Origin of the sequence: Flavobacterium sp. (assembly GCF_044357305.1) — a bacterium.
Lineage (GTDB): Bacteria > Bacteroidota > Bacteroidia > Flavobacteriales > Flavobacteriaceae > Flavobacterium.
This window is the reverse complement of record NZ_JBIKPS010000017.1, coordinates 1-25,084: the sequence shown is the minus strand read 5'-3', so window position 1 is coordinate 25,084 and position 25,084 is coordinate 1. Positions and strand designations below refer to the sequence as shown.

Sequence of the window (25,084 nt, the reverse complement as noted above, 5' to 3'; positions counted from 1 at the left end):
GTCCTAAATTTGCACTCTAAATTAAATTCCAATGTATAGAAGTCATAATTGTGGCGAATTGAACGCTAGTCATATTAATACTGAAGTTACCCTTGCCGGATGGGTTCAAAAATCAAGAGATAAAGGATTCATGAATTGGGTAGATTTGCGCGACCGTTATGGAATAACGCAATTATTATTTGACGAAAGTCGTTCTGAGAAAACGGTTTTCGAATTGGCCAAAACCCTTGGAAGAGAATTTGTAGTACAAGTAAAAGGAACCGTTATTGAGCGAGAAGCCAAAAACAATAACATTGCAACCGGAGAAATTGAAATTCTAGTTACCGAAATGACTATTCTTAATGCGTCATTAACACCTCCGTTCACTATTGAAGATGAAACCGATGGTGGTGAAGACATCCGAATGAAATACCGTTACTTAGACATTAGAAGAAATCCAGTAAAAAACAGTTTGCTTTTTCGTCATAAAGTAGCACAAGCCGTTAGAAATTATCTTTCTAATTTAGATTTCTGCGAAGTAGAAACTCCGTATTTAATTAAGTCTACTCCCGAAGGTGCTCGAGATTTCGTAGTGCCAAGTAGAATGAATGAAGGACAATTTTATGCACTTCCGCAATCGCCTCAAACTTTCAAACAATTGTTGATGGTTGGTGGAATGGATAAATATTTTCAAATTGTGAAATGTTTCCGAGATGAAGATTTACGTGCCGATAGACAACCCGAGTTCACCCAAATCGATTGCGAAATGGCATTTGTAGAACAAGAAGATATTTTAAATGTATTTGAAGGACTAACCCGTCATTTGCTAAAAGAAATAAAAGGTATTGAAGTAGAAAAATTTCCAAGAATGACCTACGATCACGCCATGAAAACGTACGGAAATGACAAACCAGACATCCGTTTCGGAATGGAATTTGGTGAATTGAATGCCGTAGCACAACATAAAGAATTTCCTGTATTTAATAGCGCAGAACTAGTAGTTGCAATTGCAGCACCAAGCTGTGCAACTTTTACGCGTAAAGAAATAGATGCTTTAATTGATTGGGTAAAACGCCCTCAAGTTGGAGCTTCTGGAATGGTATATGTTAAATGTGAAGAAGACGGAAGCTATAAATCCTCCGTAGATAAATTCTATGACCAAGACGATTTAAAAAAATGGGCGGAAATAACCGGAGCTAAAGCTGGCGATATGATTTTTGTGCTATCTGGTCCTGCAGATAAAACTAGAACCCAACTTTCTGCACTCCGTATGGAACTAGCAACTCGTTTAGGATTAAGAAATCCTGCAGAATTTGCACCATTATGGGTAGTAGATTTTCCATTGTTAGAATTAGACGAAGAATCTGGAAGATGGCACGCCATGCACCATCCATTTACTTCACCAAAACCAGAAGACATGGAATTGTTAGCTACCAATCCTGGAAAAGTTCGTGCGAATGCCTATGATATGGTATTAAACGGAAATGAAATTGGTGGTGGTTCTATTCGTATTCACGATAAAGCTACGCAACAATTAATGTTTAAATATTTAGGTTTCACCGAAGAAGAAGCCCGCAACCAATTTGGATTTTTAATGGATGCCTTCCAATTTGGCGCACCACCACACGGAGGATTAGCTTTCGGATTGGATCGATTAGTAGCAATTTTAGGCGGTCAAGAAACCATTCGTGACTTTATTGCATTCCCAAAAAACAATTCTGGAAGAGACGTTATGATTGATGCACCATCCGTTATTGACGACCTACAATTAAAGGAATTACACATAAATGTTAATTTAAAGTAATTAATGTTGAATTCGCAACTTATTAGAAAGCAGCTATTTAAAAAATCATAAATAGTTGCTTTTTTATTAAGAATTTTACACATAATTCAAATATTTATCTGAAAATCATTTATTTAGAAATGTAGGATGTTAAAAATAATTTAAAATTTTATTGCGTTTTTGTTTGCTGTGTCAGAAATAAGTATATCTTTGGGCATTATTAATTTTTTTACATTACAAAATGCGCACAGGTACAGTTAAATTTTTCAATGAGTCTAAAGGTTACGGATTCATTACAGATGATGAAAATGGAAAAGACATTTTCGTTCACGCAACAGGTATTAAAGCTGAATCACTTAATGAAGGTGACAAAGTTTCTTACGAAGAAGAAGAAGGAAGAAAAGGTAAAGTAGCTGCTCAAGTAGAAGTTATCGAAGACTAATATATATTATTTTTTGGTTACCTAAATGTTTAAAACGTCTCGATTATATCGGGGCGTTTTTTTTCATCTCTTTTTATTATTTAGAATTAGTTTAAATAAGTGCTTTTGACCAATAAATAACAAACGATTAACCCTAGCTTTTTGCGAATTAAATAATGCAATGTATATTTGCAATCATTTTAGAAAAAGACTTTAAATTAGAGATTATGCAATCTACACAACACGATTATATACCAATACTAATGCAGGCAATCCTTGCTATAGGATTTGTTGTTGCAACTATCATTGGATCAAGCTTTTTAGGTCCAAAAAGACATTCTAAAAATAAAGATAAAAACTTTGAGTGTGGTATTGAATCTGTAGGAAATGCCCGTATTCCATTTTCAGTAAAATATTTCCTTGTCGCTATACTTTTTGTACTTTTTGATGTAGAGGTAATATTTCTATATCCTTGGGCGGTAAACTTTAGAGAATTAGGTATAGACGGGATGATTAAGATGGTTATCTTTATGCTGCTTCTATTAATTGGTTTCTTCTACATTTTGAAGAAAAAAGCATTAGAGTGGGAATAATAAATTACGAATTGTAAATTACGAATTATAAATGAGTGATTCTAAAATAAATATGGTTGATCCGCCAGAAGGAGTTACAGGAGAAGGTTTTTTTGCAACCAAACTAAACGATGTGGTTGGTATGGCGCGCGCAAATTCGCTTTGGCCTTTACCTTTTGCTACTTCTTGTTGTGGAATTGAATTCATGGCTACGATGGCCTCGCATTACGATTTAGCTCGTTTTGGCTCTGAACGTGTGAGTTTTTCTCCTCGTCAAGCGGATATGCTAATGGTAATGGGAACTATCTCCAAAAAAATGGCACCTATTTTACGCCAAGTATACGAACAAATGAGTGAACCTCGTTGGGTAATTGCCGTTGGTGCTTGTGCAAGTTCAGGTGGTGTTTTCGATACGTACTCGGTTTTACAAGGAATTGACAAAGTAATACCTGTAGATGTTTATGTTCCAGGATGTCCACCAAGACCAGAACAAATTGTGGATGGCGTAATGCAATTACAAGAATTAGTAAGAAACGAATCTGTTCGCAGAAGAAGTTCTCCAGAATATGTGGAATTATTAGCTTCTTATAACTTATAAAATGGCTTTAGAAACAACCTACATCCAAGAAAAAATTACAAATAAATTTGGCGACAAAGTGTTGAACTTTGGGATTAATCGCGATATTTTTTCCTTCGAAGCTACTCCAGAAGCAATTCACGAAGTAATTCGAACTTTAAAAACAGAAGAAGATTTGAATTTTCATTTCCTTACTGATTTATGCGGTGTCCACTACCCAGAAAATGATGCTAATCATCAATTTGCAGTAGTTTATCATTTACATAATTGGATTGAAAATGTAAGAGTAAGAGTCACTACGTATTTATCTGGTGAAAATCCAGAAGTAAATACAATCATTGACTTATTTCTTTGCGCCAATTGGATGGAAAGAGAAACTTGGGATTTTTACGGAATTGTATTTAAAGGGCATCCACAATTGAAACGTATTTTAAATATGGATGAAATGGTGTCTTTCCCAATGCGAAAAGAATTTCCAATGGAAGATAGTGGAAGAACCGACAAAGACGATCGTTTCTTTGGAAGAACAGCACAAAAGTTATAACAAATGACGTTGATAGAAAAACATAAACAAAAACTAGATCAGCTTTGCATGGATCACCATGTAAAACAATTGTATTTGTTTGGTTCTATATTAACTGAAAAATTTAATGATGAAAGCGATATTGATATGTTGATTCAATTTTCGACAATAGATTTAAAAGATTATTTTGACAATTACATGGATTTTAAGGAAAAAGTAGAATTGTTACTTAATAGACCTATTGATTTAGTTGAAAATCAAGCAATAAAAAATCCAATATTCAGAAAAGTTGTCGATAGAGAAAAACAGCTGATTTATGGATGAGAAAGTTTTAAAGTCATTATTTGATATAAAATTAGCTATTGAAGAAATTGACAGCTTTTTGTTAAAAGAAAAAAAACTTTTTCAAATTATAGTAAAAATGCCTTATTAAAAAGAGGTATAGAAAGAAATTTAGAAATAATTGGGGAGGCCGTAAGTAGAGTTTTAAAAGAAAATTCTGAAATTCAAATTACTAATGCCCGCAGAATAATTGGATTAAGAAACCAAATCATCCATGCTTACGATAGTATATCCGATGAAAACATTTGGAGTATCATTATAAATCATATTCCAAGTCTTAAAATAGAAATAGAAAACAAAATAAATAATTCAACATTATAGAATGTCAGACTTATTATTATTACCAGAGCATCGATATGCCAAAGTTATTGAACAAACTCGCAACGAAGACGGAAGCGAACTGTCCATATTAAATCTTGGCCCAACCCACCCAGCAACACACGGTATTTTTCAAAATATCTTGTTGATGGATGGTGAACGTATCCTTGATGCAGAACCAACCATTGGTTATATTCACCGTGCTTTTGAAAAAATTGCAGAAAACCGCCCATTTTACCAAGTAAATGTTTTGACCGATAGAATGAACTATTGTTCTTCTCCAATCAATAACATGGCGTGGTGGATGACGGTGGAAAAACTATTAGAAATTGAAGTTCCTAAAAGAGCGCAATATCTTAGAGTAATTGTAATGGAATTGGCGCGTATTTCTGATCACTTAATCTGTAATTCAATTCTTGGAGTAGATACAGGAGCTTATACTGGTTTCCTTTATGTATTCCAATTTCGTGAAAAAATTTACGAGATCTACGAAGAAATTTGTGGTGCTCGTTTAACAACCAATATGGGTAGAATTGGCGGTTTCGAAAGAGATTGGTCCGAAGCTGCTTTCAAAAAATTAGATACATTTTTAACTGATTTTCCAGTTGCTTGGAAAGAATTTGAAAATTTATTCGAAAGAAATAGAATTTTCATTGACAGAACGGTTAACGTTGGTCCAATCACTGCCGAAAGCGCAATGCAATACGGCTTAACAGGTCCTAATTTACGTGCTGCAGGAATTGATTATGATGTTAGAAAAGCACAACCATACTCCTCGTATGAAGATTTTGAATTTGATATTCCAGTAGGAAAATCAGGCGATACTTACGATCGTTTTTGCGTTCGTAATGCTGAAGTTTGGGAAAGTTTAAGTATCATCAAACAAGCATTAGCAAAATTACCAGAAGGTCCAATTCATGCGGATGTTCCTGATTATTATTTGCCTCCTAAAGAAGATGTATACCACAATATGGAAAGCTTAATTTATCACTTCAAAATTGTGATGGGTGAAGTTCCAGTTCCAGTAGCTGAAATCTACCATCCAGTAGAAGGAGGAAATGGAGAATTAGGATTTTATTTAGTAACCGATGGTAGCAGAACACCGTATCGTTTGCATTTTAGAAGACCTTGTTTTATTTACTATCAAGCCTATACTGAAATGATTAAAGGCGGAATGTTATCTGATGCTATTGTAATACTATCCAGTTTAAATGTAATTGCAGGAGAATTAGACGCATAAGAAATAAGATTGCAGAATGCAGATTTTAGATTGCAGATTTGAATATCTATTATCTAAAATTTAATATCTAAATTAGAAATGGAAAAAACACATATCCAACAAGAAATAAACATGACCGAATCTTTGATGACACGCATCAACGAATTAATCAGTCATTATCCTGAAGGCAAAAAGAAATCGGCTTTATTGCCAGTTTTGCACGAAGTTCAAGATGCGCACGACAATTGGTTAAGTACCGATTTGCAGATAAAAGTGGCTGAAATTCTTGAAATACAACCTATTGAAGTTTTTGAAGTGGTAACATTTTACACCATGTATAACCAAAGACCAATCGGAAAATACATGTTTGAATTCTGTCAAACTTCCCCTTGTTGTCAAAACGGAGTAGAAGATTTAATGGATTACACTTGTTCAAAATTAGGTGTAAAAGTTGGCGAACCTACTGCAGACGGACAATTTGAAGTTCGCGGTGTAGAATGCCTTGGGGCTTGTGGTTATGCTCCGATGATGCAATTGGGAGATTTCTACCAAGAGCATTTAACCAAAGAAAAAATTGATCAATTGGTAGAAGATTGTAAAGACGGAAAAATCACTTTACACGATAAGTAAGAAAATGAATAAAAATTTTCCAAATATAATAGAGGCTAAGCCATTGGAAAACTATAAATTATTCTTAAAATTTGATGATGGGATAAATGGTGAAATTGAATTATCAAATTTGAAAGGAAAAGGAGTTTTTGAATATTGGAATGATGAAAATAATTTTAAAAACTTTAAAATTATAGATAATATAATTATTTGGAATGATATCTTGGATATGGATTCAAATGCATTTTATTTGAAAATCATAAACAAAACCTTTGAAGAATATGCCAGAGATTAGTAGATTTTATGGAATAATAATTTACATGTATCTACAAGATCATAATCCACCGCATTTTCATGCAAAGTATAATGATTTTCAAATAATGATTCTATAGATAATTTTGCAGTTTTAAACGGGAAATTCCCTTCAAAAGCATTGGCATTAGTTATTGAATGGGCATCATTACATCAAGACGAATTAATAGAAAATTGGAAAAATTTATCAAATTCTGATAATGGAACATTTAATAAAATTGAACCGTTAAATTAATAAAAATGAAATTGACCACTACGCAAATAAATCAAATTAAAACGTTCTTTGCAGATAAACCTGTGAAAAAAGTATATATATTTGGTTCTTATGCAAGAGGTGAGGCAGATGAAAACAGCGATGTTGATTTATTGATAGATTGGGATTATACAAAACATATTGGATTAAACTATGTTTTTTGGAAAGAAGAAATAAAGATAATATTACATAAAGAAGTTGATTTTGTTTCTGTAAATTATATAGCACCTTTTATTGAAGAGTATATTAATAAGGATAAAAAATTAATATATGAAGCATAATTTAGGAGATGAAGCAAGAATAATTCATATTATTGAAGCAATTGCAGACATAGAAATGATTCTTAACAATGTTAGTTTAGAAGATTTTTTATCAAACAAAGAAAAAAAATTAGCAACTGAAAGATTATTAGAAATTATTGGAGAAGCCTCTAATCATATTTCAGAAAAAATATTATACCATCCAGAAATTGCAACTCCTTGGAGAAAAATTATTGGAACAAGAAATTTAATAGTTCACGAGTATTTTAGAATAAACTATGACATCATCTATCAAATTGCAAAAGATGATATTATACCTCTAAAAGAAGAGATTCAAATTATAGTAAAAGATTTAGACAAATATTTAAAATAGTATGTCAAGAAAAATATTATTAGACAAAATCAATGTTCCGGGTATTAAAACATACGAAGTATATCGCAAAGAAGGCGGTTATGCCTCTGTAGAAAAAGCCTTGAAAAAAATGACGCCCGATGAAGTAGTTGAAGAAGTGAAAACTTCAGGACTTCGTGGTCGTGGTGGTGCAGGATTTCCAGCAGGAATGAAATGGAGTTTTATCGACAAAAAATCGGGAAACCCACGTCATTTAGTTTGTAATGCGGACGAATCCGAACCAGGTACTTTTAAAGATCGTTACTTAATGGAGTACATTCCACACCTATTAATAGAAGGAATGATTACCTCAAGTTACGCTTTGGGCGCCAACTTATCCTACATCTATATTCGTGGTGAATACATGTGGATTTACAAAATTTTAGAAAGAGCTATCGCCGAAGCAAAAGCAGCAGGTTGGTTGGGTAAAAATATATTAGGTTCTGGCTACGATTTAGAACTTTATGTTCAAATTGGTGCTGGAGCATACATCTGCGGAGAAGAAACTGCATTGTTAGAAAGCTTAGAAGGAAAACGTGGAAATCCTCGTTTGAAACCACCCTTTCCTGCTGTTAAAGGACTTTGGCAAAATCCAACCGTAGTAAATAACGTAGAAACTATTGCTGCAGTGCCTTGGATTGTAAACAATTCAGGAGCGGATTATGCAGGAATTGGAATTGGACGTTCTACGGGAACCAAATTAATTTCGGCTTCTGGAAATATCAAAAACCAAGGCGTATTCGAAATCGAATTAGGTTTATCCGTATACGAATTCATGAATTCCGACGAATATTGTGGTGGAATGCAAACCGACAGACCCTTAAAGGCTTTAGTTCCTGGAGGAAGTTCGGTGCCAATTTTACCAGCCAATTTAATTTACAAAACCGCTGCTGGAGAAGATAGATTAATGTCTTACGAAAGCCTTTCCGATGGTGGATTCGCAACAGGTTCCATGTTAGGTTCTGGTGGATTCATAGTTTACGACGATCGAGCCTGTATTGTTCGCAACACTTGGAATTTCTCTCGTTTTTACCACCACGAATCTTGCGGTCAATGCACTCCATGTCGTGAAGGAACCGGCTGGTTAGAAAAAGTATTGTGGAGAATCGAAAACGGTCAAGGTCGCGAAGAAGATATCGATTTGTTATGGAGCATCCAATCTAAAATTGAAGGAAACACCATCTGCCCATTAGGCGATGCGGCTTCCTGGCCAGTTGCTGCGGCAATTCGCCATTTTAGAGAGGAATTTGAATATCACATTCGTTTTCCAGAAAAAATAAAAAATAGAGATCACTTTGTAAATGAGCCTTTCGAAAAAGTAAAGCATTTAATAACAAAGCAAGAAGTTTAAAAATAATTTGAAGCGAATGGCTTGGGCATTTTTGCAATCCATTTTCCCGCTTTTCGTTGCAATCTTTGCTTTTTTAAAGAAAAAAAGCAAAGGATTTCCACTACAATCGGGGCTAAAAGATAAAAATTTTAGGAATATTTGTAAACATTAATAAAAATAAAAATGGGACTAGTATATTCAACTATCACGCTATCTAATCCAGTTTTAAATACTATTAAGCCAATTGAAGTAACAAGTTTAGTAAATACTGGAGCAACCTATTTGTGCATTCCACAACATGTCGCAAACCAATTGGAATTAACTGAATTACAAAAAAGAGAAGTCACACTTGCAGACGGAACATCATCATTAGTTCCTTATGTTGGACCAATAAAAGTAGCATTTGAAAACAGAATTTGTTTTGTGGGTGCCATGGTTTTAGGTGATCAATGTTTATTAGGTGCAATACCTATGGAAGATATGGATTTGATAGTTCATCCAAAATATTTTAAATTAAGCGTAAATCCAGCTTCGCCAAACATTGCAAGCGGATTAGCTAAATAAAAAAGAAAGAATAAAAAAGTAAATAAAAGAACAAAAATACTCCGTAGGAGTTAAATATTGGTAAATGAAAGTAACCATAGACGGTCAAGAAATTGAAGTAGAAGCTGGAACAACCATCCTGCAAGCGGCTCGTATGATTGGTGGAGAATCTGTTCCGCCAGCCATGTGTTATTATTCTAAACTAAAAGGAACTGGCGGAAAATGCCGTTGCTGTTTAGTGGACGTTACAAAAGGAAGTGAAGCCGATCCAAGACCTATGCCAAAGTTGGTAGCCTCTTGTATTACAGGTTGTCAAGACGGAATGGAAATTGCCAGCAAATCTTCTGAAAGAGTAACCGAAGCGCGTAAAGCAGTAACCGAATTCCTTTTGATTAATCACCCTTTAGATTGCCCAGTTTGCGATCAAGCGGGAGAATGTGATTTACAAAACCTAAGTTTCGAACACGGAAAATCGGAAACTCGTTTCATAGAAGAAAAAAGAACCTTCGAACCAGAAAATATTGGTCCACACATTCAATTACACATGAACCGTTGCATTGTATGCCAACGTTGTGTGGAAGTTGCAGATCAATTAACCGATGGTAGAGTTCACGGAGTTTTAAATCGTGGTGATCATTCGCAAATTTCTACTTGTGTTTCTGCTGCAATCGACAATGAATTTTCAGGAAACATGATTGACGTTTGTCCAGTTGGAGCGTTAACCGATAAAACTTTCCGTTTCAAATCGAGAGTTTGGTTCAACAAACCGTTCAATGCACACAGAGAATGTACTACTCCAGGATGTTGCGGAAAAACAACCCTTTGGATGTTTGGAGACGAAATTCAAAGAGTAACTGCAAGAAAAGATGAGTACCATGAAGTAGAAGATTTCATTTGCAACACTTGTCGTTTTGACAAAAAAGACGTTGCCGATTGGATCATTGAAGGACCAAGAAAATTCGAGAAAGATTCGGTTATCAATCAAAATAAATATTTCGGAAAATTAGATAAAGTTGTTATCGAAACCGAAAAGGGAATTCTACAAGGTAGAGATATCGATCGTAAAAAAATCAGTATGTCTGAAATTGATTATAACGAAAAAATTGACGGCAATTTAATAGATACAAAGAAAAATGGATAGTGGATTTATTATAGAAAAAAGTGTATTTATCCTTGTGATCTTTGCATTTACCATGGTAATGGCAATGTATTCTACTTGGGCAGAACGAAAAGTTGCAGCCTATCTTCAAGATAGAGTTGGACCAAATCGTGCTGGTTGGGGTGGATTATTACAACCACTTGCCGATGGAATGAAATTATTTGCAAAAGAAGAATTTGAACCAAATACTAAAAATAAATTTCTATTTTTTGTTGGTCCGGCAATTGCAATGAGTACGGCTTTAATGACCAGTGCCGTTATTCCATGGGGAGACAAACTAGAAATTTTCGGACGCACCGTTTATCTTCAAGCTACCGATTTAGATGTTTCGCTGTTATACATTTTTGGGGTTGTATCCATTGGGGTTTACGGAATCATGATTGGCGGATGGGCATCCAATAATAAGTTCTCTTTGATGGGAGCAGTTCGTGCAGCATCGCAAATGGTTTCTTATGAAGTTGCCATGGGTTTATCCATGATTGCTTTATTGATGATGACAGGGACCTTGAGCTTAAAAGAAATTTCACTACAACAACACGGTTTACATTGGAATGTTTTCTACCAACCGTTATCATTTTTAATCTTTTTAATTTGTGCTTTTGCAGAAACAAATAGAACTCCTTTCGATTTAGCAGAATGTGAATCGGAATTAATTGGAGGTTATCACACCGAGTATTCTTCTATGAAAATGGGATTTTATTTATTTGCAGAATATGCTAATATGTTTATTTCGGCAACTATTATTTCCGTTTTATTCTTTGGAGGATATAATTATCCAGGAATGAGTTGGGTAGTAGAAAACTGGGGCGTAAATCTTGGAAATGTAATAGGAATGGGAGCGTTGTTTGCAAAACTTTGCTTTTTCATCTTCTTCTTTATGTGGATCAGATGGACTATTCCAAGATTTAGATACGATCAATTGATGAATTTAGGTTGGAAAATATTAATTCCGCTTTCCATTGTCAATATTATGATTACAGGAATTGTCCTTTTAAGAGGAGAGATTTTTGCTTATTTTGGGTTTTAGATAAAAATAAGGAAATATACTTTGTATATATTTGAAATATTGTGCTTTATGCGTTTTTATATAATCAATAACTAAAGGTATCGAAAATTGCGATACCATTGATAATCAGAAAGATGGATAGAAAATTAACAATTATTCCAAATGAGGTTATTTCTAATAAGATATATCTAATTAGAAGTCAAAAAGTAATGTTGGATAAAGATTTAGCAGAGCTTTTTGAAGTTGAAACAAAAAGAGTAAACGAACAAGTTAAAAGAAATTTTTCTAAATTTCCTGAACATTTTATGTTCCAATTAAATGAAGATGAATTTGAAATTTTGAAGTCGCAATTTGCGACATCAAGTTGGGGAGGAACAAGAAAATTACCCTATGCTTTTCAGAACACGGAGTTTTGCAATTATCAAATGTGTTGAAAAGTGAAAGAGCGACACAAATGAGTATTAAGATTGTTGAGATATTTGTAGAGATGAGAAATTTCTTGACTGGAACTCTCAATTTAGCTTTGGAAGTTGAAATGATTAAAAAAAATTGACAAACCAAGATAAAAACATTGAATTGGTTTTTAGTTATTTGGATGAATTGATTGACAAACAAGAGAACAAAATAGAACGAACGAAAATAGGTTTTAAAAAATAAAGATTACAGATAAGCTTAGCCCTGATAGAAGTGGAAAGCGTTTTGAAGTGGAAAACCAATTTTTGTTTTTATAAAAAAGCGACCAACGGAAGCTCTTTTTATAAAATTACAAAAATGGTTTGAAACGAAAAACCTTGCAACAAATAGCAGGAATGGCTTCTAAAAAATAATAATAGCTATAAAAATGGAGATACAAAGTATTTCGTTATCGGGTAAGAAAAAACAGGTTTCCAATAAGGAAATGACGTTTTTGGAAAGAATGTACCTGATAGCCATTGTAAAAGGTTTATGGATTACCATTAAACACTTTTTTAGAAAAAAAGCAACGATTCAATATCCTGAACAAATACGGGAATTTAGTCCGGTGTATCGCGGGCAACACATGTTGAAACGCGATGAGCAAGGTCGTGAAAACTGTACTGCTTGTGGGTTGTGCGCGCTTTCTTGTCCTGCAGAAGCGATTACGATGAAAGCTGCCGAACGCCAACCGGGTGAAGAACATTTGTACCGCGAAGAAAAATATGCTGAAATCTATGAAATCAATATGTTGCGTTGTATTTTCTGTGGATTGTGTGAAGAAGCATGTCCGAAAGATGCGGTTTATTTGACAATTTCTAAAGAATTAGTTCCAGCAAATTACGATAGAGAAGATTTCATTTTTGGAAAAGATAAATTAGTGATGCCGTTGGAAATGGCTTTGGCAAATTCTAAAAAACTAAATTAATTATGTCTACAGTACTTATTATATTTTACTTTTTATCTGCAATAACTTTGTCAACTGCTTTTTTGACAATTTACAGTAGAAATCCTATTCATAGTGCAATTTATCTTGTAGTATGTTTCTTTACCATTGCAGGTCATTATTTGTTATTTAATGCGCAATTTTTAGCAGTAGTTCATGTAATTGTCTATGCTGGAGCCATTATGGTACTCTTTCTATTTACGATTATGTTGATGAATTTGAACAACGAAGACGAGGTGCATAAACCAAGAATTACAAGGTTTGGCGCAATAACTGTTTTCGTTCTTTTGAGTTCTGCTTTAGTATTGATTTTCATGTATACGAAACCATTTGTAGGGGAATATCCTACAACTGGAGAAGATTTTCATTCGATTAAAAAATTAGGAACCGTTTTATTGGATGATAAAGATGGCTTTATGGTTCCGTTTGAATTTGCTTCGGTTTTGCTTTTAGTGGCTATGATTGGTGCGGTTTTATTGTCTAAAAAAGAAAAAACAGGTAAATAATATGGAGAATATTTTAAATCAAATAGGTATAGAAAATTACATTTTCCTTTCCGTTTTACTATTTTGTATCGGAATCTTCGGAGTATTGTACAGACGAAATGCCATCATCGTTTTTATGTCCATAGAAATTATGTTGAATGCCGTGAACTTGTTGTTTGTAGCATTTGCAACCTACTGGCAAGATCCTAAAGGAGAAGTTTTTGTATTCTTCTCGATGGCTGTTGCTGCTGCCGAAGTTGCCGTTGGATTGGCATTACTAGTTTCGGTTTTCCGAAATATTGGTTCGGTTGATATCTCAAATTTAAAAAACTTAAAAGGATAATCCCTAATGGAGAATAATTTAGTTTTACTCTTACTACTAGCCCCATTCGTTGGGTTCTTATTTAATGTTTTCTTCGGAAAGAAAGCAGGAAAAAGCATTTCTGGTGCCATCGGAACTATTGCTGTTGCAGTATCTTTTGGAATGAGTGTGTATTTCTTCCTTCAATTAAATTCTACTGGAAAACCAATTGAAGTTAGATTATTTGATTGGATTCAAATAGGAAAACTGAAAGTAGATTTCGGAATTTTATTAGACCAATTGTCTTTATTGTGGTTGCTTTTTGTAACCGGAATTGGTTCTTTAATCCACTTATATTCTATCAGCTACATGCACGAAGATGAAAATATGCACAAGTTTTTTGCGTATTTAAATTTGTTCATCTTCTTCATGATTACTTTAGTGGTTGGAAGTAACTTACTTGTTATGTTTATCGGATGGGAAGGCGTTGGACTTTGTTCTTACTTGCTTATCGGATTTTGGCATAAAAACCAAGAGTACAATGATGCCGCTAAGAAAGCGTTCATTATGAACCGAATTGGAGATTTAGGTTTCTTGATTGGGATATTTATTTTAGCAAACATGTTTACCACTTTGAATTTTGTGGAAATGAAACTAGCAATCTCTGTTGGAACTGCTAACACTGCATTATTAGGTGTTGCCGCTTTATGTTTGTTCATTGGAGCAACTGGAAAATCGGCTCAATTACCACTTTACACTTGGTTGCCAGACGCAATGGCGGGTCCAACTCCTGTTTCGGCATTAATTCACGCTGCAACCATGGTAACGGCTGGTATCTTTATGATTACTAGAATGAACTTCTTATTTGATTTAACTCCCGAAGTTCAAAATATCATTGCAATTGTTGGAGCCATTACTGCTTTAGTAGCCGCTTCTATCGGATTATTACAAAATGACATAAAAAAGGTTTTGGCCTATTCTACCGTTTCCCAATTGGGATTAATGTTTTTAGCCTTAGGAATGGGTGCTTATAATGTTGCCGTTTTCCACGTAATCACACATGCTTTCTTTAAAGCTTGTTTGTTCTTAGGCTCTGGATCGGTTATTCACGCTTTGCATGGCGAACAAGATATGCGCAAAATGGGTGGTTTAAGAAAATACATGCCAATCACATTTGCAACAATGTTAATCTCTACTTTAGCTATTGCAGGTATTTTTCCTTTCGCAGGTTTCTGGTCTAAAGATGAAATTTTAATGGTAGCTTTTGAACACAATAAAACTTTATGGATTATTGGTTCTATTGCGTCCATCATGACGGCTTTCTATATGTTTAGATTAATGTATTTGACTTTCTTTAGAGATTTTAGAGGAACCGAAGAACAAAAACACCATTTACACGAAAGTCCGAGTTTAATTACTTTGCCTTTAATCATCTTAGCAGCATTAGCAACCGTTGGTGGTTTAATCAACTTACCTGGAAGCAATTGGTTGAACCATTTCTTAGAACCAATTTTAGCAGGAAAACACGAAGAACACGCTCTTGGAAGTCAAGAATATATGCTAATGGGAATTGCATTAGCAGGAGCAATCGTTGGTATTGTTTGGGCGTATGCTAAATACATCAAACAAGGATTTGTACCAAAACAAGATTCTGAAATTGTAGGTGTCTCTAAAACTATTTACAATAAATATTATGTAGATGAAATTTACACTGCTGTAATTATCAAACCGATAAACTCTCTTTCTAATTTCTTTAGAACTACTCTAGAGCCTGCTCTTGGAAATGTAGTTTACGGATTTGGAACCGTAGCAAACGGACTAAGTAATCAAGGTAGAAAATTACAAACCGGAAGTATTGGCTTATACCTATTTGCTTTTGTAATTGGAGTATTAGCAATAGTTAGTTATTTATTTTTAGCACAATAATTTAAAGAAAATGAACGTATCCCTTATATTAATTGTCCTTTTAATTGGTGCTTTAGCAACCTTCCTTTCTGGAGATAAAATCGCTTCTAAAGTGGCTTTGTTCTTTAGTTTATTGGCATTAGGTTGTACAACCGTATTAGTAAATCACTTTCTTGGTGGTGTAGATATCAGTCTTAATAATCCTTGGATTTTACAACCAAATGTGTCTTTTGCTTTAAAAGCAGATGGTTTGGCTCTAGCTATGGTATTGTTAACCGTTTCATTAACTCCAATTATTATTTTCTCATCGTTTGGAAATAACTTTAATAAATCTAAAAACTTCTATGCCTTGGTATTGTTTATGGCATTTGCAATGACGGGAACTTTCCTTGCAGCGGATGGTTTATTATATTACATTTTCTGGGAATTGTCTTTAATTCCGATTTATTTTATTGCATTGGTTTGGGGTAATGGCGATACCGAAGAACGCAAAAAAGCAGTAGTGAAATTCTTTATTTACACACTTGCTGGGTCTTTATTCATGCTCATTGCTTTTGCTTATTTATATACTAAAGCCGGTAGTTTCATGCTATCCGACTTAACGAAATTGAATTTATCTACAACCGAACAATTCTGGATATTCTTCGCGTTCTTTTTAGCGTATGCTATTAAAATTCCGATTATCCCTTTCCATACATGGCAAGCAAAAGTGTACCAAAAAGCACCAACTGTTGGCACCATGCTTTTATCTGGTATTATGCTAAAAATGGGATTGTACAGCGTTATCCGTTGGCAAATTCCTATTGCTCCATTAGCGGCTAAAACCTACATGCCAACTTTAATTGGGTTGAGTATTGCGGGTGTTATCTATGGATCTATTGTAGCATTGCGTCAAAAAGATCTAAAAAAATTATTAGCCTATTCTTCACTAGCTCACGTTGGATTAATTGCTGCTGGTTGTTATACTTTAACTGCCGATGGTATCAGCGGAGCCGTTTCGCAAATGATTGCCCACGGATTTGTAATCGTTGGTTTGTTCTTTGCTGCCGAAATAATTTTCAGAAGATTTAAAACCAATAAAATTGACGAATTAGGTGGAATTCGTTCGCAAGCACCAAAATTCACATCGATGTTTATGATTTTAGTTTTGGCTTCCGTTGCTTTGCCTGGAACCTTTAACTTCATTGGAGAATTTACTGTTTTGTATAGTTTATCTCAAGTAAATATTTGGTTTGCTGTTCTTGGAGGAACCACCATTATTTTAGGAGCTTATTATATGTTGAAAATGTTCCAAAATGTAATGCTTGGAGAAACCAATACCAAAGTTTTTGCTGATGTTACTGTTAACGAAACCATCGTTTTTGTTATACTAATTGCCTTTTTATTGTTCTACGGATTGTATCCAAAACCAATTGTAGATTTGGTAAACCCAAGTATCCAAGAAATTCTAACTCAAATTAATAGATTTAACTAATCCAAATGAATACACTAATAGCAATATCAGGTTTAGGCGTTTTTTGTCTTATAGCTGAAATCTTTAATTTAAGAAAAGCAATTGTTCCGGTAGTAATTTTAGGATTATTAGCAGTATTAGGAACTACTTTAAATCTTTATTCTTTCGGATCTGCATTGGATGGAAAATACAGCAATATGATTGTTGTAGATAAATTTTCTTCCGCGTTTGTGTCGCTTTTCATTTTGCTAACCGTATTCATTGTTGCTATGGGGCACGATGTATATAAAGACCATCCAACTAAAATCTCCGACTATATTGCTATCAAGATCTTTCTTTTGGCGGGAGCTGTAGCAATGGTTTCTTTTAGCAATCTAGCAATGTTCTTTTTAGGAATTGAAACACTTTCTATCGCATTGTATATTCTTGCTGGAAGTAGCCGTTTGGATATAAAAAGCAACGAAGCCGGTATGAAATATTTCCTAATGGGTTCTTTTGCTTCAGGATTTATTTTATTTGGAATTTGCTTAATTTATGGAGCAATGGGAAGTTTTGATATAACAGAAATATCTAGTGCTTCACTTTCTGCTGAACTACCTTCTTGGTTTCCTATTGGAGTAGTTTTAGTAGTGGTTGGAATGTTGTTTAAAATTGCTGCCGTTCCATTTCACTTTTGGGCACCAGACGTTTACGAAGGTTCACCATCGTTGGTTACTGCAACCATGAGTACTTTAGTTAAAGTTGTTGCTGTTGCCACTTTATACAAATTAGTAACTGTTTTGAACTTGAATTTATCATTTGACAATCAAGATATTTTAACCGCGTTCCAATTAATAATAGTAATCATTTCTATTGCTTCTATGACTATTGGAAATATTATGGCATTGCGTCAAAATAATGTAAAACGTATGTTGGCCTTCTCTGGAATTTCGCATGCAGGATTTATGTTGATGTCATTATTGACGGTGTCAAATTCGTCAACCAACTTATTGTATTATACTACAGCTTATGCCTTGGCAGGAATTGCAGCATTTGCAGTAATCATAACGGTTACCAAAAACAAAGACAACGAAGACATTGTCAATTTCAATGGCTTAGGAAAAACCAACCCATTAATGGCAGCGATTTTAACAGGAGCATTATTGTCTATGGCGGGAATTCCTATTTTCTCTGGATTCTTTGCTAAATTCATGTTGTTTACCCAAACCATTCAAGCGGGATATCTAGTAGTGGTTATTGCTGGAGTTATCAATTCCATTATCAGTGTTGGATATTACTTCAAATTGATTTTGGCTATGTACACTAAAGAGCCAACAGAAGAAAAACAAGCAACTCCATTTGTATATTATGCTGTTGGTGTAGTTTCGATTTTATTGAATGTACTTATCGGATTGTATCCTTCTTTAGTTACTAATTTGTTGAAATAATAGAAGTTTTCTTTATGGAAACTTCGAGCTACTTTGAGTTTCTTTGTGAAAGAACTTATTATTTAACACAAAAGCCACAAAAGTCGCACAAAAGTCTTCATAAGTTATATTCTTTTAAAATAACAGAAACCATCAAAAGTAATTTTGGTGGTTTTTTCTATTATTTTAACTTCCCCCAATTTTAGGGTGAAAGAATAAATGATAAATTTTTATAAAAATTAATTTGTAATTGATATTAATATCAATATCTTTGAGTGGTATTAGTCGAATTGATTTTTGATGTAATTTCTATTTTGACAAATAGGAATTTAGAATAAAAGAATAACGCATGAAATATTCAGAATTAGAACGGAAACTGAAAAAAATGGGATGCATGTATATTAGAGATGGAAAAAAACATCCTATATAGTATAGCCCAATAACGGATAAAGAATATCAAACAAGTCATCACAAAAGTGAAGAAGTGAAATTTGGAACTTTACAAAGTATATTAAGAGATTCTGGATTAAAAAAGTAAAAAATGAAAGTAAAAGTAATTATTGAAAGAGGAAGTGATGGGAGTTATGGAGCCTTTATAGGTTCTACTTCTGTTCCCTTTGGAATTATAGGAGATGGAAAAACAGTGCAAGAAGCCAAAGAGGATTTTTTAAATTCTTATGAAGAAATGAAAGTCTATTACTCAGAAAACAACAAGAAATTTACTGACTGTGAATTTGAGTTTCAATATGATGTTGCTTCTTTTTTATCCTACTATGGCGCTATTTTATCTTTAGCAGGAATGGAACGTTTAACAGGTGTAAATCAAGGACAATTAAGTCATTATGTTACAGGCCGAAGAAAGCCTTCCAAAAGAACTATTGAAAAAATTGAAAGTAAATTACAGGCGTTTGGAAAAGAATTAAATCAAGTAGAATTTATTTAAAATAATAAAAGTTTTCTTTGTGAAACTTCGTGCTTCTTAGAGTTTCTTTGTGAAAGAACTTATTATTGTAACACAAAAGCCACAAAGGTTACACAAAAGCCCTCAAAGGTTATATTCTTTTAAAATAACAGAAACCATCAAAAGTAATTTTGGTGGTTTTTTGTTTTAGATGAATTATCCTGCAAGGTTTCAAGAACCTTGTAGGTAGGATTTAATAAAATTTCAAACCTACAAGGTCAAAAAAGACCTTGCAGGAAAAAACAATAAAAATAAAGGATGCCAAATAATAGCAGAAAATACAATTTCGTGTATTTTTTGTATAATGTGTTGCGTTTAATTTAGATATTTGAGAACTAATTAACTTATTCTTACTATTTTTAGAGCACCCTATTTACCTACATTCTTAATTTATTATGCGTAACCTACTTCTTTCACTACTCTTTTTTTGCTTAACACCTTTTACCACTAAAGCACAAAAACTAGAATTTAACGGAGAGTTTCTATTGTTTAGAGAAGCTAAAACCAAACAACCCGTACTTATTATTAACGACTCGCTAGTTTACAAAGGCAATGCAATGAAAAGAATTGCATTTAAACACACCGAATATCCTGCTAAACTGCAAGAGTATAAGTTTTTTAATATTGATACCAAAACCTACTTGGTTCATGAAGGATGTGGACCGGTTTTAGAATATAGAAACGACTCCATTGTACGAATTGACAACTCGTTTTTACACAGAAACCAGTATCGTGCAGTACGGTTTGTGTACAATAAGGAAATTTACTTTTATGGTGGTTATGGGCTCTTTACTTTTAAAAATATTTTAACCAAATATGATTTTCAAACCCGAGAATGGATAGAAGTAAGAACTTTTAGTGAAGTACCAATGGAAACTAGAGAAAGTGCTTTTAGTTATTTAATCAATAAGGACTTATATGTATTTGGTGGAAACACAAAAGATGAAAACAAAACTCAATGTGGAAAACAATTAGATAGTACCGTATGGAAACTTCATTTACCAACTATGAAATGGACTTTTAAAGGACGAATAAGTGGAGACTCAAATTTGAAATGTGCAGAAAATAAATTGGTTAATAATAATAATCAAGATAATTTATTTTTCATGACAGATGCTTATTATGAAATTTTTTTAAACAAAAACAATATAAAAAAATCAGAATTGAATTTTTGTCCAAGAATTATTTCTAATTATTTTGAAGGAAATAACATTATTTGTGTGATACAAAATGAATTAAATAAAACTCAATATTTTACTGTTTTCCCTATTAATTTAACTAAGGGCAAACCATTGGGAACATATTGCTTTATAGTCCCTTTGACTGCCGATTATAAAATCACTTATACACTATTGTGTATAGTTATTGTCGTTTTATTTATTGTATTATATTTTCATAAAAAGATAACTTCTAAATTTAAACCATTTCATGGTATTCTTTACAATCTAAAAAAAGAATTGTTTTTATATAAGAGCAAACCTATTACTATTTTTGATGATCAGGAGAAAAGATTATTACTTTTTCTATTAGAGCAAAATAACCAATTTGTATCCCTAAACAATCTTAACCAATTATTTGAAAATAGTAACCAACCCGAAACCATTTCGGCAACCGTAAAAAGAAGAGAACAAACCGTATCGCGTTTACTTGCAAAAGTTTCAAAAATCACTGGAATAGACGAAAAGGAATTGATTGTAGAGCGGAAAAATAGTGAGGACAAACGCATAAAAGATTTAAAAATACTCCCAAACCTACTAAAAATAGAGTAAGAATTTCATTCATAAGATAATTAATAATATTAGAAACGCCTTTAGGGCGTTTTTTGCGTTTTAATAAACAGTTGTTTTATAGGTGTTTATAGTTTTTATATTATTGGAAAATATAGTTTCCAACGATTTAATGTAAGGTATTTTAATTGTTTTAGAAATTTACAAGAATAAAAGGTGATTTAAAATTATGAAAAATATACAACTAAATAAGTACACTAAACAACTTATAGAATTCCTAGAACACAACAGTAATAAAGGTCAAAATTCAATTAGAATTCCGCTTCAAAGAAAAAGAAAGCAGTTTGATAGTTTTGTTATTCATCCCATTTATAAGAACTCAAAAAATGTTGCAATAAATACAGAAAAAAGAGTTATGCCAGGCGATACTTTTTTCTGCATTAATATCTTTGAACTTGTGTTGCAATTATTATTTGTTGCTGAAGAACAGACTTTACCAAAAGGAAATGCGCAAAAACATAAAATGGGTGAATCAGGATTGGAAAGTAATACTATAGAATATGTAGTTGCAAAAAACTTTTATGATAAAAAGGATGGTGATAGTGCAGAAAGAAGAATTTCTGTAATTTCAAATATTCTTATCGCTTCTAATTTATGTAAATCAAAACCATCGATATTAAAACTAATCTAACAATTACAACAATGAAAAAAATTACTACAATTTTAACGTTACTTGTTTTTACAAGTATTTTTTCGCAAATACCTTCTTATGTGCCTACTAATGGATTAGTTGGCTATTGGCCTTTTAATGGAAATGCTACTGACACAAGTGGTAATGGAAATAATGGAAATGTATCTGGAACAACCCAATTGTCTTCAGATAGATTTTTAAATTCAAACTCTGCTTATAACTGGGATGGTTCAAACAGTCCAATAACGGTTTTAAATAATACAACACAAAATTTTTCAAATGGATTTACATTTTCAGTTTGGATAAATCAAACAGGAATTTATTGCAATTCTTGTGTAGCAACTAATTATGTTACCAAAGGAAGAGATATAAATTCAGGTGGTATTGCACTTGGACTAAATCATGCAAATCAAAAATATTATTTTCAAGTAACGGGTTCTCCTTTGAGTGTAAATCCTCCTTATAGTATTTTTTTTTCTAACTCTATTATTTCATATAATACATGGAATAATATAGTAGGAACTTACGATGGTAGTGTTATTAAAATATATATAAATGGTAATCTTGATATTATTTATAATTATTCTTCTATTATTCCAATTAATACTGATAATATATTATTTGGAAAACAAAAAGGAACATCTGTTTTTGCGGATAATTACAATATGCTTGGAAAACTTGACGACATCGGCATCTGGAACCGCGCACTAACCCAAGAAGAAATCACTTCCCTTTATTTAGCAGATTCTACTTGCCAATCTCTTGTTATTAATACGGGTATTTTAAGTTTTAATCCTGTAACGTATAACAACACCGTTACCATTTACCCTAATCCTGCTAACGATCACATCACGATTGATTGTGGTAATTTAGCCAATGTTACGGGTTATCAAATTAAAATTGTAAATACCCTTGGGCAAGAAGTTTTTAGTGGCGCTATGAACACGCAACAATATGTGGTGCCTTTAAATACTTGGAGTGGCACTGGGGTGTACTTCGTGAAAATTTATGATGCTTCTAATAATTTATTGAATACCAAGAAAATTATTTTGCAGTAAATTGTAGGCATTTATTTCTTTGTGAAAGAACTTATTATTTAACACAAAAGCCACAAAGGTTACACAAAAGTCTTCATAGGTTATATTCTTTTAAAATAACAGAAACCATCAAAAGTAATTTTGGTGGTTTTTTATTAAGTCAAAATCAAACAATTCCTTTTTAATACGATTTTTGTATATTTGTGTTTCAAAATAGTGGAAATCATGATAACTATAAAATTAAAAGACAATAGCAAGCAAGCAAAAACAGTTTTAGAAATGCTAAAGACTTTTTCATTTGTTGAAATTATTCCTAATGTAGTTAGTACTCCCAAAACATCTTCCAAAAAAAATACTGCCTCAAAAGTTTTACAAGATTTAGACTTGTCTTTTAAACAATTAACTATTGCAAATAAAAGCAACTCAAAGCGTAAAACTTTAGATGATTTATTAGATGGAAAATAGAATTGTAACACTCCCTATTTTTGATACTCGTTATAAACGATTTTCTAAAAAATTTCCGTCTTTAAATAGTGAACTATTAGAGTTAAAAAAAATACTTTTAGAGAATCCTAAAAGTGGCGTTTTAATAACTGAAAATACCTATAAAATAAGGCTGGGTAGTTCTGATAAAAATTCCGGAAAAAGTGGTGGCTTTAGAATTATCACCTATTTAATTGACGAAAAAGAAGATGGGGTTGAAATAAATTTAATGCTTATTTATGATAAATCGGAAGAAAGTTCCATTACAAAATCAGAAATAATAAAAATAATAAAAAAGTACTTTTAGTATTTATTCCCTTTTTATAGTTCTTGCATAATGGTAGTTTTTTCTTCGTGAAACTAAGTGCTTCTTACAATTTCTTTGTGAAAGAACTTATTATTGTAACACAAAAGCCACAAAGGTTACACAAAAGTCTTCATAGGTTATATTCTTTTAAAATATCAGAAACAATCAAAAGAAATTTTGGTGGTTTTTTATTAAGTCAAAATTAAACAAATCCTTTTTAAAAGGTTTATTTCTTAGTGAAACTTCGTGCTTCTTAGAGTTTCTTTGTGAAAGAACTTATTATTGTAACACAAAAGCCACAAAGGTTACACAAAAGTCTTCATAGGTTATATTCTTTTAAAATATCAGAAACAATCAAAAGAAATTTTGGTGGTTTTTTATTAAGTCAAAATTAAACAAATCCTTTTTAAAAGGTTTATTTCTTAGTGAAACTTCGTGCTTCTTAGAGTTTCTTTGTGAAAGAACTTATTATTGTAACACAAAAGCCACAAAGGTCGCACAAAAGTCTTCATTAGGTTATATTCTTTTAAAATAACAGAAACCATCAAAAGTAATTTTGGTGGTTTTTTATTTATCAACAGTTTCCAAAATTAACAAGTGTTATTTGCCTATCTAAAATCGTATTCTGTAATTTTACAAAATGTATGCTTTAGTAGATTGTAACAATTTTTATGCTTCGTGCGAACGCGTTTTTCAACCCCATCTTAACGGGGAGCCTATCGTTATTTTATCTAATAACGATGGCTGCATTATATCCAGAAGTTACGAAGCCAAAGCATTGGGTTTTGCAATGGGAGCACCTGAATTTCAAGTGCGTCAAGAGTTGCGAGATAAAAAGGTGCATGTTTTTTCTTCTAATTATGCCTTGTATGGCGATTTAAGCAATCGGGTGATGAAAATTCTAGAAGGGTACACCCCCAATCTAGAAGTGTATAGCATTGATGAGGCTTTCTTGAATTTTGATGGGATGCCAATCAATGATTTCCACGATTATGGATTGCAAATGAAACGAAGGGTGCAAAAGTGGGTTGGAATTCCGGTTTGTGTGGGGTTTGCTCCTACCAAAGCACTATCGAAAGTGGCTAATAAAATTGCGAAGAAATACCAAGAACGAACGCAAGGTGTTTATGTAATGGACACCGAAGAAAAGCGCATTAAAGCACTAAAGTGGACTAAGATTGAAGACGTTTGGGGAATTGGTTACCGACTTAGAAAAAAGATGGTGGCACATGCTATTCTTACTGCTTACGATTTTACCAAACCGCAACACGAAGCCTGGATACGAAAAGAAATGGGCGTTTTGGGAATGCGATTGAAATATGAATTAGAAGG

At 32.9% G+C, this 25,084-nt stretch carries 32 protein-coding genes; all 32 read left to right on the top strand.

The window, feature by feature from the left end:
• Nucleotides 1–31: 31 nt before the first annotated feature.
• Nucleotides 32–1,783, top strand: coding sequence for an aspartate--tRNA ligase (gene aspS, locus ACIQ2J_RS10720; protein ID WP_396169557.1), 1,752 nt, complete (start codon nt 32–34; stop codon nt 1,781–1,783).
• A gap of 220 nt (nt 1,784–2,003) precedes the next feature.
• Nucleotides 2,004–2,204: a cold-shock protein gene (locus ACIQ2J_RS10715; RefSeq protein WP_396169554.1), complete on the top strand. Its 201-nt coding sequence runs from the start codon at nt 2,004–2,006 to the stop codon at nt 2,202–2,204.
• Between the two features lie 206 nt (nt 2,205–2,410).
• Nucleotides 2,411–2,776, top strand: a complete 366-nt coding sequence (locus tag ACIQ2J_RS10710; RefSeq protein ID WP_396169552.1) for an NADH-quinone oxidoreductase subunit A — start codon at nt 2,411–2,413, stop codon at nt 2,774–2,776.
• Between the two features lie 31 nt (nt 2,777–2,807).
• The gene (locus tag ACIQ2J_RS10705) at nt 2,808–3,353 is read left to right on the top strand and encodes an NADH-quinone oxidoreductase subunit B (RefSeq protein ID WP_396169550.1); all 546 of its coding nucleotides are present in this window, start codon (nt 2,808–2,810) and stop codon (nt 3,351–3,353) included.
• 1 nt (nt 3,354) lies between these two features.
• The gene (locus tag ACIQ2J_RS10700) at nt 3,355–3,876 is read left to right on the top strand and encodes an NADH-quinone oxidoreductase subunit C (RefSeq protein WP_396169548.1); all 522 of its coding nucleotides are present in this window, start codon (nt 3,355–3,357) and stop codon (nt 3,874–3,876) included.
• 3 nt (nt 3,877–3,879) lie between these two features.
• Nucleotides 3,880–4,179, top strand: a complete 300-nt coding sequence (locus ACIQ2J_RS10695) for a nucleotidyltransferase family protein (RefSeq protein WP_396169545.1) — start codon at nt 3,880–3,882, stop codon at nt 4,177–4,179.
• A gap of 117 nt (nt 4,180–4,296) precedes the next feature.
• A complete protein-coding gene (locus ACIQ2J_RS10690; protein ID WP_396169623.1) occupies nt 4,297–4,518 on the top strand; it encodes a DUF86 domain-containing protein in 222 nt (73 codons plus the stop codon).
• Nucleotide 4,519: 1 nt separating this feature from the next.
• Nucleotides 4,520–5,755 carry an NADH dehydrogenase (quinone) subunit D gene (gene nuoD / locus ACIQ2J_RS10685; protein ID WP_396169543.1) on the top strand — a complete coding sequence of 412 codons (1,236 nt, stop codon included), beginning with the start codon at nt 4,520–4,522 and terminating at the stop codon, nt 5,753–5,755.
• Nucleotides 5,756–5,833: 78 nt separating this feature from the next.
• Entirely contained in the window at nt 5,834–6,364 is a 531-nt protein-coding gene (locus ACIQ2J_RS10680; protein ID WP_396169541.1) for a complex I 24 kDa subunit family protein, read from the top strand.
• 4 nt (nt 6,365–6,368) lie between these two features.
• A complete protein-coding gene (locus ACIQ2J_RS10675) occupies nt 6,369–6,638 on the top strand; it encodes a DUF2442 domain-containing protein (RefSeq protein ID WP_396169539.1) in 270 nt (89 codons plus the stop codon).
• Nucleotides 6,625–6,735, top strand: coding sequence for a DUF4160 domain-containing protein (locus ACIQ2J_RS10670; RefSeq protein ID WP_396169537.1), 111 nt, complete (start codon nt 6,625–6,627; stop codon nt 6,733–6,735). Before ACIQ2J_RS10675 ends, ACIQ2J_RS10670 begins: the two co-directional genes overlap by 14 nt.
• 41 nt (nt 6,736–6,776) lie before the next feature.
• On the top strand, nt 6,777–6,890 hold the full coding sequence (locus ACIQ2J_RS10665; protein ID WP_396169534.1) for a hypothetical protein: 114 nt from the start codon (nt 6,777–6,779) through the stop codon (nt 6,888–6,890).
• 5 nt (nt 6,891–6,895) lie between these two features.
• Nucleotides 6,896–7,189, top strand: coding sequence for a nucleotidyltransferase family protein (locus tag ACIQ2J_RS10660; RefSeq protein WP_396169532.1), 294 nt, complete (start codon nt 6,896–6,898; stop codon nt 7,187–7,189).
• Nucleotides 7,179–7,541, top strand: coding sequence for a DUF86 domain-containing protein (locus tag ACIQ2J_RS10655; RefSeq protein WP_396169530.1), 363 nt, complete (start codon nt 7,179–7,181; stop codon nt 7,539–7,541). Before ACIQ2J_RS10660 ends, ACIQ2J_RS10655 begins: the two co-directional genes overlap by 11 nt.
• Before the next feature lies 1 nt (nt 7,542).
• Nucleotides 7,543–8,910, top strand: a complete 1,368-nt coding sequence (nuoF, locus tag ACIQ2J_RS10650) for an NADH-quinone oxidoreductase subunit NuoF (RefSeq protein WP_396169528.1) — start codon at nt 7,543–7,545, stop codon at nt 8,908–8,910.
• 162 nt (nt 8,911–9,072) lie between these two features.
• Nucleotides 9,073–9,453 (top strand): clan AA aspartic protease, encoded by a 381-nt coding sequence (locus tag ACIQ2J_RS10645; protein WP_396169526.1) that lies wholly within the window; start codon nt 9,073–9,075, stop codon nt 9,451–9,453.
• Between the two features lie 64 nt (nt 9,454–9,517).
• Nucleotides 9,518–10,573, top strand: a complete 1,056-nt coding sequence (locus tag ACIQ2J_RS10640) for a 2Fe-2S iron-sulfur cluster-binding protein (protein ID WP_396169524.1) — start codon at nt 9,518–9,520, stop codon at nt 10,571–10,573.
• The gene (gene nuoH / locus ACIQ2J_RS10635) at nt 10,566–11,618 is read left to right on the top strand and encodes an NADH-quinone oxidoreductase subunit NuoH (protein WP_396169521.1); all 1,053 of its coding nucleotides are present in this window, start codon (nt 10,566–10,568) and stop codon (nt 11,616–11,618) included. The genes ACIQ2J_RS10640 and nuoH overlap by 8 nt, the downstream gene beginning before the upstream one ends.
• Before the next feature lie 113 nt (nt 11,619–11,731).
• A complete protein-coding gene (locus ACIQ2J_RS10630; RefSeq protein ID WP_396169518.1) occupies nt 11,732–12,031 on the top strand; it encodes an ORF6N domain-containing protein in 300 nt (99 codons plus the stop codon).
• 407 nt (nt 12,032–12,438) lie between these two features.
• A complete protein-coding gene (locus ACIQ2J_RS10625) occupies nt 12,439–12,978 on the top strand; it encodes a NuoI/complex I 23 kDa subunit family protein (RefSeq protein ID WP_396169516.1) in 540 nt (179 codons plus the stop codon).
• 2 nt (nt 12,979–12,980) lie between these two features.
• Nucleotides 12,981–13,502, top strand: a complete 522-nt coding sequence (locus ACIQ2J_RS10620) for an NADH-quinone oxidoreductase subunit J (RefSeq protein ID WP_396169514.1) — start codon at nt 12,981–12,983, stop codon at nt 13,500–13,502.
• 1 nt (nt 13,503) lies between these two features.
• The gene (nuoK, locus tag ACIQ2J_RS10615) at nt 13,504–13,824 is read left to right on the top strand and encodes an NADH-quinone oxidoreductase subunit NuoK (protein WP_396169512.1); all 321 of its coding nucleotides are present in this window, start codon (nt 13,504–13,506) and stop codon (nt 13,822–13,824) included.
• Nucleotides 13,825–13,830: 6 nt separating this feature from the next.
• A complete protein-coding gene (nuoL, locus tag ACIQ2J_RS10610; protein ID WP_396169510.1) occupies nt 13,831–15,708 on the top strand; it encodes an NADH-quinone oxidoreductase subunit L in 1,878 nt (625 codons plus the stop codon).
• A 10-nt stretch (nt 15,709–15,718) separates the two neighbouring features.
• Nucleotides 15,719–17,161: a NuoM family protein gene (locus ACIQ2J_RS10605; protein WP_396169508.1), complete on the top strand. Its 1,443-nt coding sequence runs from the start codon at nt 15,719–15,721 to the stop codon at nt 17,159–17,161.
• Nucleotides 17,162–17,166: 5 nt separating this feature from the next.
• Nucleotides 17,167–18,567: an NADH-quinone oxidoreductase subunit N gene (locus tag ACIQ2J_RS10600; protein WP_396169506.1), complete on the top strand. Its 1,401-nt coding sequence runs from the start codon at nt 17,167–17,169 to the stop codon at nt 18,565–18,567.
• Nucleotides 18,568–19,087: 520 nt separating this feature from the next.
• Nucleotides 19,088–19,489 carry a helix-turn-helix domain-containing protein gene (locus ACIQ2J_RS10595; protein ID WP_396169504.1) on the top strand — a complete coding sequence of 134 codons (402 nt, stop codon included), beginning with the start codon at nt 19,088–19,090 and terminating at the stop codon, nt 19,487–19,489.
• Nucleotides 19,490–19,902: 413 nt separating this feature from the next.
• Complete coding sequence (locus tag ACIQ2J_RS10590; protein ID WP_396169502.1) at nt 19,903–21,276, top strand: hypothetical protein; 1,374 nt, start codon at nt 19,903–19,905, stop codon at nt 21,274–21,276.
• Nucleotides 21,277–21,463: 187 nt separating this feature from the next.
• Nucleotides 21,464–21,925: a hypothetical protein gene (locus tag ACIQ2J_RS10585; protein WP_396169499.1), complete on the top strand. Its 462-nt coding sequence runs from the start codon at nt 21,464–21,466 to the stop codon at nt 21,923–21,925.
• Between the two features lie 11 nt (nt 21,926–21,936).
• A complete protein-coding gene (locus tag ACIQ2J_RS10580; RefSeq protein ID WP_396169497.1) occupies nt 21,937–22,983 on the top strand; it encodes a LamG-like jellyroll fold domain-containing protein in 1,047 nt (348 codons plus the stop codon).
• A gap of 204 nt (nt 22,984–23,187) precedes the next feature.
• Nucleotides 23,188–23,427, top strand: a complete 240-nt coding sequence (locus ACIQ2J_RS10575; protein WP_396169495.1) for a hypothetical protein — start codon at nt 23,188–23,190, stop codon at nt 23,425–23,427.
• Nucleotides 23,417–23,752 carry a hypothetical protein gene (locus ACIQ2J_RS10570; protein ID WP_396169493.1) on the top strand — a complete coding sequence of 112 codons (336 nt, stop codon included), beginning with the start codon at nt 23,417–23,419 and terminating at the stop codon, nt 23,750–23,752. Before ACIQ2J_RS10575 ends, ACIQ2J_RS10570 begins: the two co-directional genes overlap by 11 nt.
• Before the next feature lie 640 nt (nt 23,753–24,392).
• Nucleotides 24,393–25,084: Y-family DNA polymerase (locus ACIQ2J_RS10565; RefSeq protein WP_396169492.1), on the top strand; the 692-nt coding region annotated here is incomplete at its 3' end.

Bases quoted from the DNA above. Each gene is read 5' to 3' on its own strand.
- aspS (WP_396169557.1), top strand. From the start codon at position 32: ATGTATAGAAGTCATAATTGTGGCGAATTGAACGCTAGTCATATTAAT.
- ACIQ2J_RS10715 (WP_396169554.1), top strand. From the start codon at position 2,004: ATGCGCACAGGTACAGTTAAATTTTTCAATGAGTCTAAAGGTTACGGA.
- ACIQ2J_RS10710 (WP_396169552.1), top strand. From the start codon at position 2,411: ATGCAATCTACACAACACGATTATATACCAATACTAATGCAGGCAATC.
- ACIQ2J_RS10705 (WP_396169550.1), top strand. From the start codon at position 2,808: ATGAGTGATTCTAAAATAAATATGGTTGATCCGCCAGAAGGAGTTACA.
- ACIQ2J_RS10700 (WP_396169548.1), top strand. From the start codon at position 3,355: ATGGCTTTAGAAACAACCTACATCCAAGAAAAAATTACAAATAAATTT.
- ACIQ2J_RS10695 (WP_396169545.1), top strand. From the start codon at position 3,880: ATGACGTTGATAGAAAAACATAAACAAAAACTAGATCAGCTTTGCATG.
- nuoD (WP_396169543.1), top strand. From the start codon at position 4,520: ATGTCAGACTTATTATTATTACCAGAGCATCGATATGCCAAAGTTATT.
- ACIQ2J_RS10680 (WP_396169541.1), top strand. From the start codon at position 5,834: ATGGAAAAAACACATATCCAACAAGAAATAAACATGACCGAATCTTTG.
- ACIQ2J_RS10675 (WP_396169539.1), top strand. From the start codon at position 6,369: ATGAATAAAAATTTTCCAAATATAATAGAGGCTAAGCCATTGGAAAAC.
- ACIQ2J_RS10670 (WP_396169537.1), top strand. From the start codon at position 6,625: ATGCCAGAGATTAGTAGATTTTATGGAATAATAATTTACATGTATCTA.
- ACIQ2J_RS10660 (WP_396169532.1), top strand. From the start codon at position 6,896: ATGAAATTGACCACTACGCAAATAAATCAAATTAAAACGTTCTTTGCA.
- ACIQ2J_RS10655 (WP_396169530.1), top strand. From the start codon at position 7,179: ATGAAGCATAATTTAGGAGATGAAGCAAGAATAATTCATATTATTGAA.
- nuoF (WP_396169528.1), top strand. From the start codon at position 7,543: ATGTCAAGAAAAATATTATTAGACAAAATCAATGTTCCGGGTATTAAA.
- ACIQ2J_RS10645 (WP_396169526.1), top strand. From the start codon at position 9,073: ATGGGACTAGTATATTCAACTATCACGCTATCTAATCCAGTTTTAAAT.
- ACIQ2J_RS10640 (WP_396169524.1), top strand. From the start codon at position 9,518: ATGAAAGTAACCATAGACGGTCAAGAAATTGAAGTAGAAGCTGGAACA.
- nuoH (WP_396169521.1), top strand. From the start codon at position 10,566: ATGGATAGTGGATTTATTATAGAAAAAAGTGTATTTATCCTTGTGATC.
- ACIQ2J_RS10630 (WP_396169518.1), top strand. From the start codon at position 11,732: ATGGATAGAAAATTAACAATTATTCCAAATGAGGTTATTTCTAATAAG.
- ACIQ2J_RS10625 (WP_396169516.1), top strand. From the start codon at position 12,439: ATGGAGATACAAAGTATTTCGTTATCGGGTAAGAAAAAACAGGTTTCC.
- ACIQ2J_RS10620 (WP_396169514.1), top strand. From the start codon at position 12,981: ATGTCTACAGTACTTATTATATTTTACTTTTTATCTGCAATAACTTTG.
- nuoK (WP_396169512.1), top strand. From the start codon at position 13,504: ATGGAGAATATTTTAAATCAAATAGGTATAGAAAATTACATTTTCCTT.
- nuoL (WP_396169510.1), top strand. From the start codon at position 13,831: ATGGAGAATAATTTAGTTTTACTCTTACTACTAGCCCCATTCGTTGGG.
- ACIQ2J_RS10605 (WP_396169508.1), top strand. From the start codon at position 15,719: ATGAACGTATCCCTTATATTAATTGTCCTTTTAATTGGTGCTTTAGCA.
- ACIQ2J_RS10600 (WP_396169506.1), top strand. From the start codon at position 17,167: ATGAATACACTAATAGCAATATCAGGTTTAGGCGTTTTTTGTCTTATA.
- ACIQ2J_RS10595 (WP_396169504.1), top strand. From the start codon at position 19,088: ATGAAAGTAAAAGTAATTATTGAAAGAGGAAGTGATGGGAGTTATGGA.
- ACIQ2J_RS10590 (WP_396169502.1), top strand. From the start codon at position 19,903: ATGCGTAACCTACTTCTTTCACTACTCTTTTTTTGCTTAACACCTTTT.
- ACIQ2J_RS10585 (WP_396169499.1), top strand. From the start codon at position 21,464: ATGAAAAATATACAACTAAATAAGTACACTAAACAACTTATAGAATTC.
- ACIQ2J_RS10580 (WP_396169497.1), top strand. From the start codon at position 21,937: ATGAAAAAAATTACTACAATTTTAACGTTACTTGTTTTTACAAGTATT.
- ACIQ2J_RS10575 (WP_396169495.1), top strand. From the start codon at position 23,188: ATGATAACTATAAAATTAAAAGACAATAGCAAGCAAGCAAAAACAGTT.
- ACIQ2J_RS10570 (WP_396169493.1), top strand. From the start codon at position 23,417: ATGGAAAATAGAATTGTAACACTCCCTATTTTTGATACTCGTTATAAA.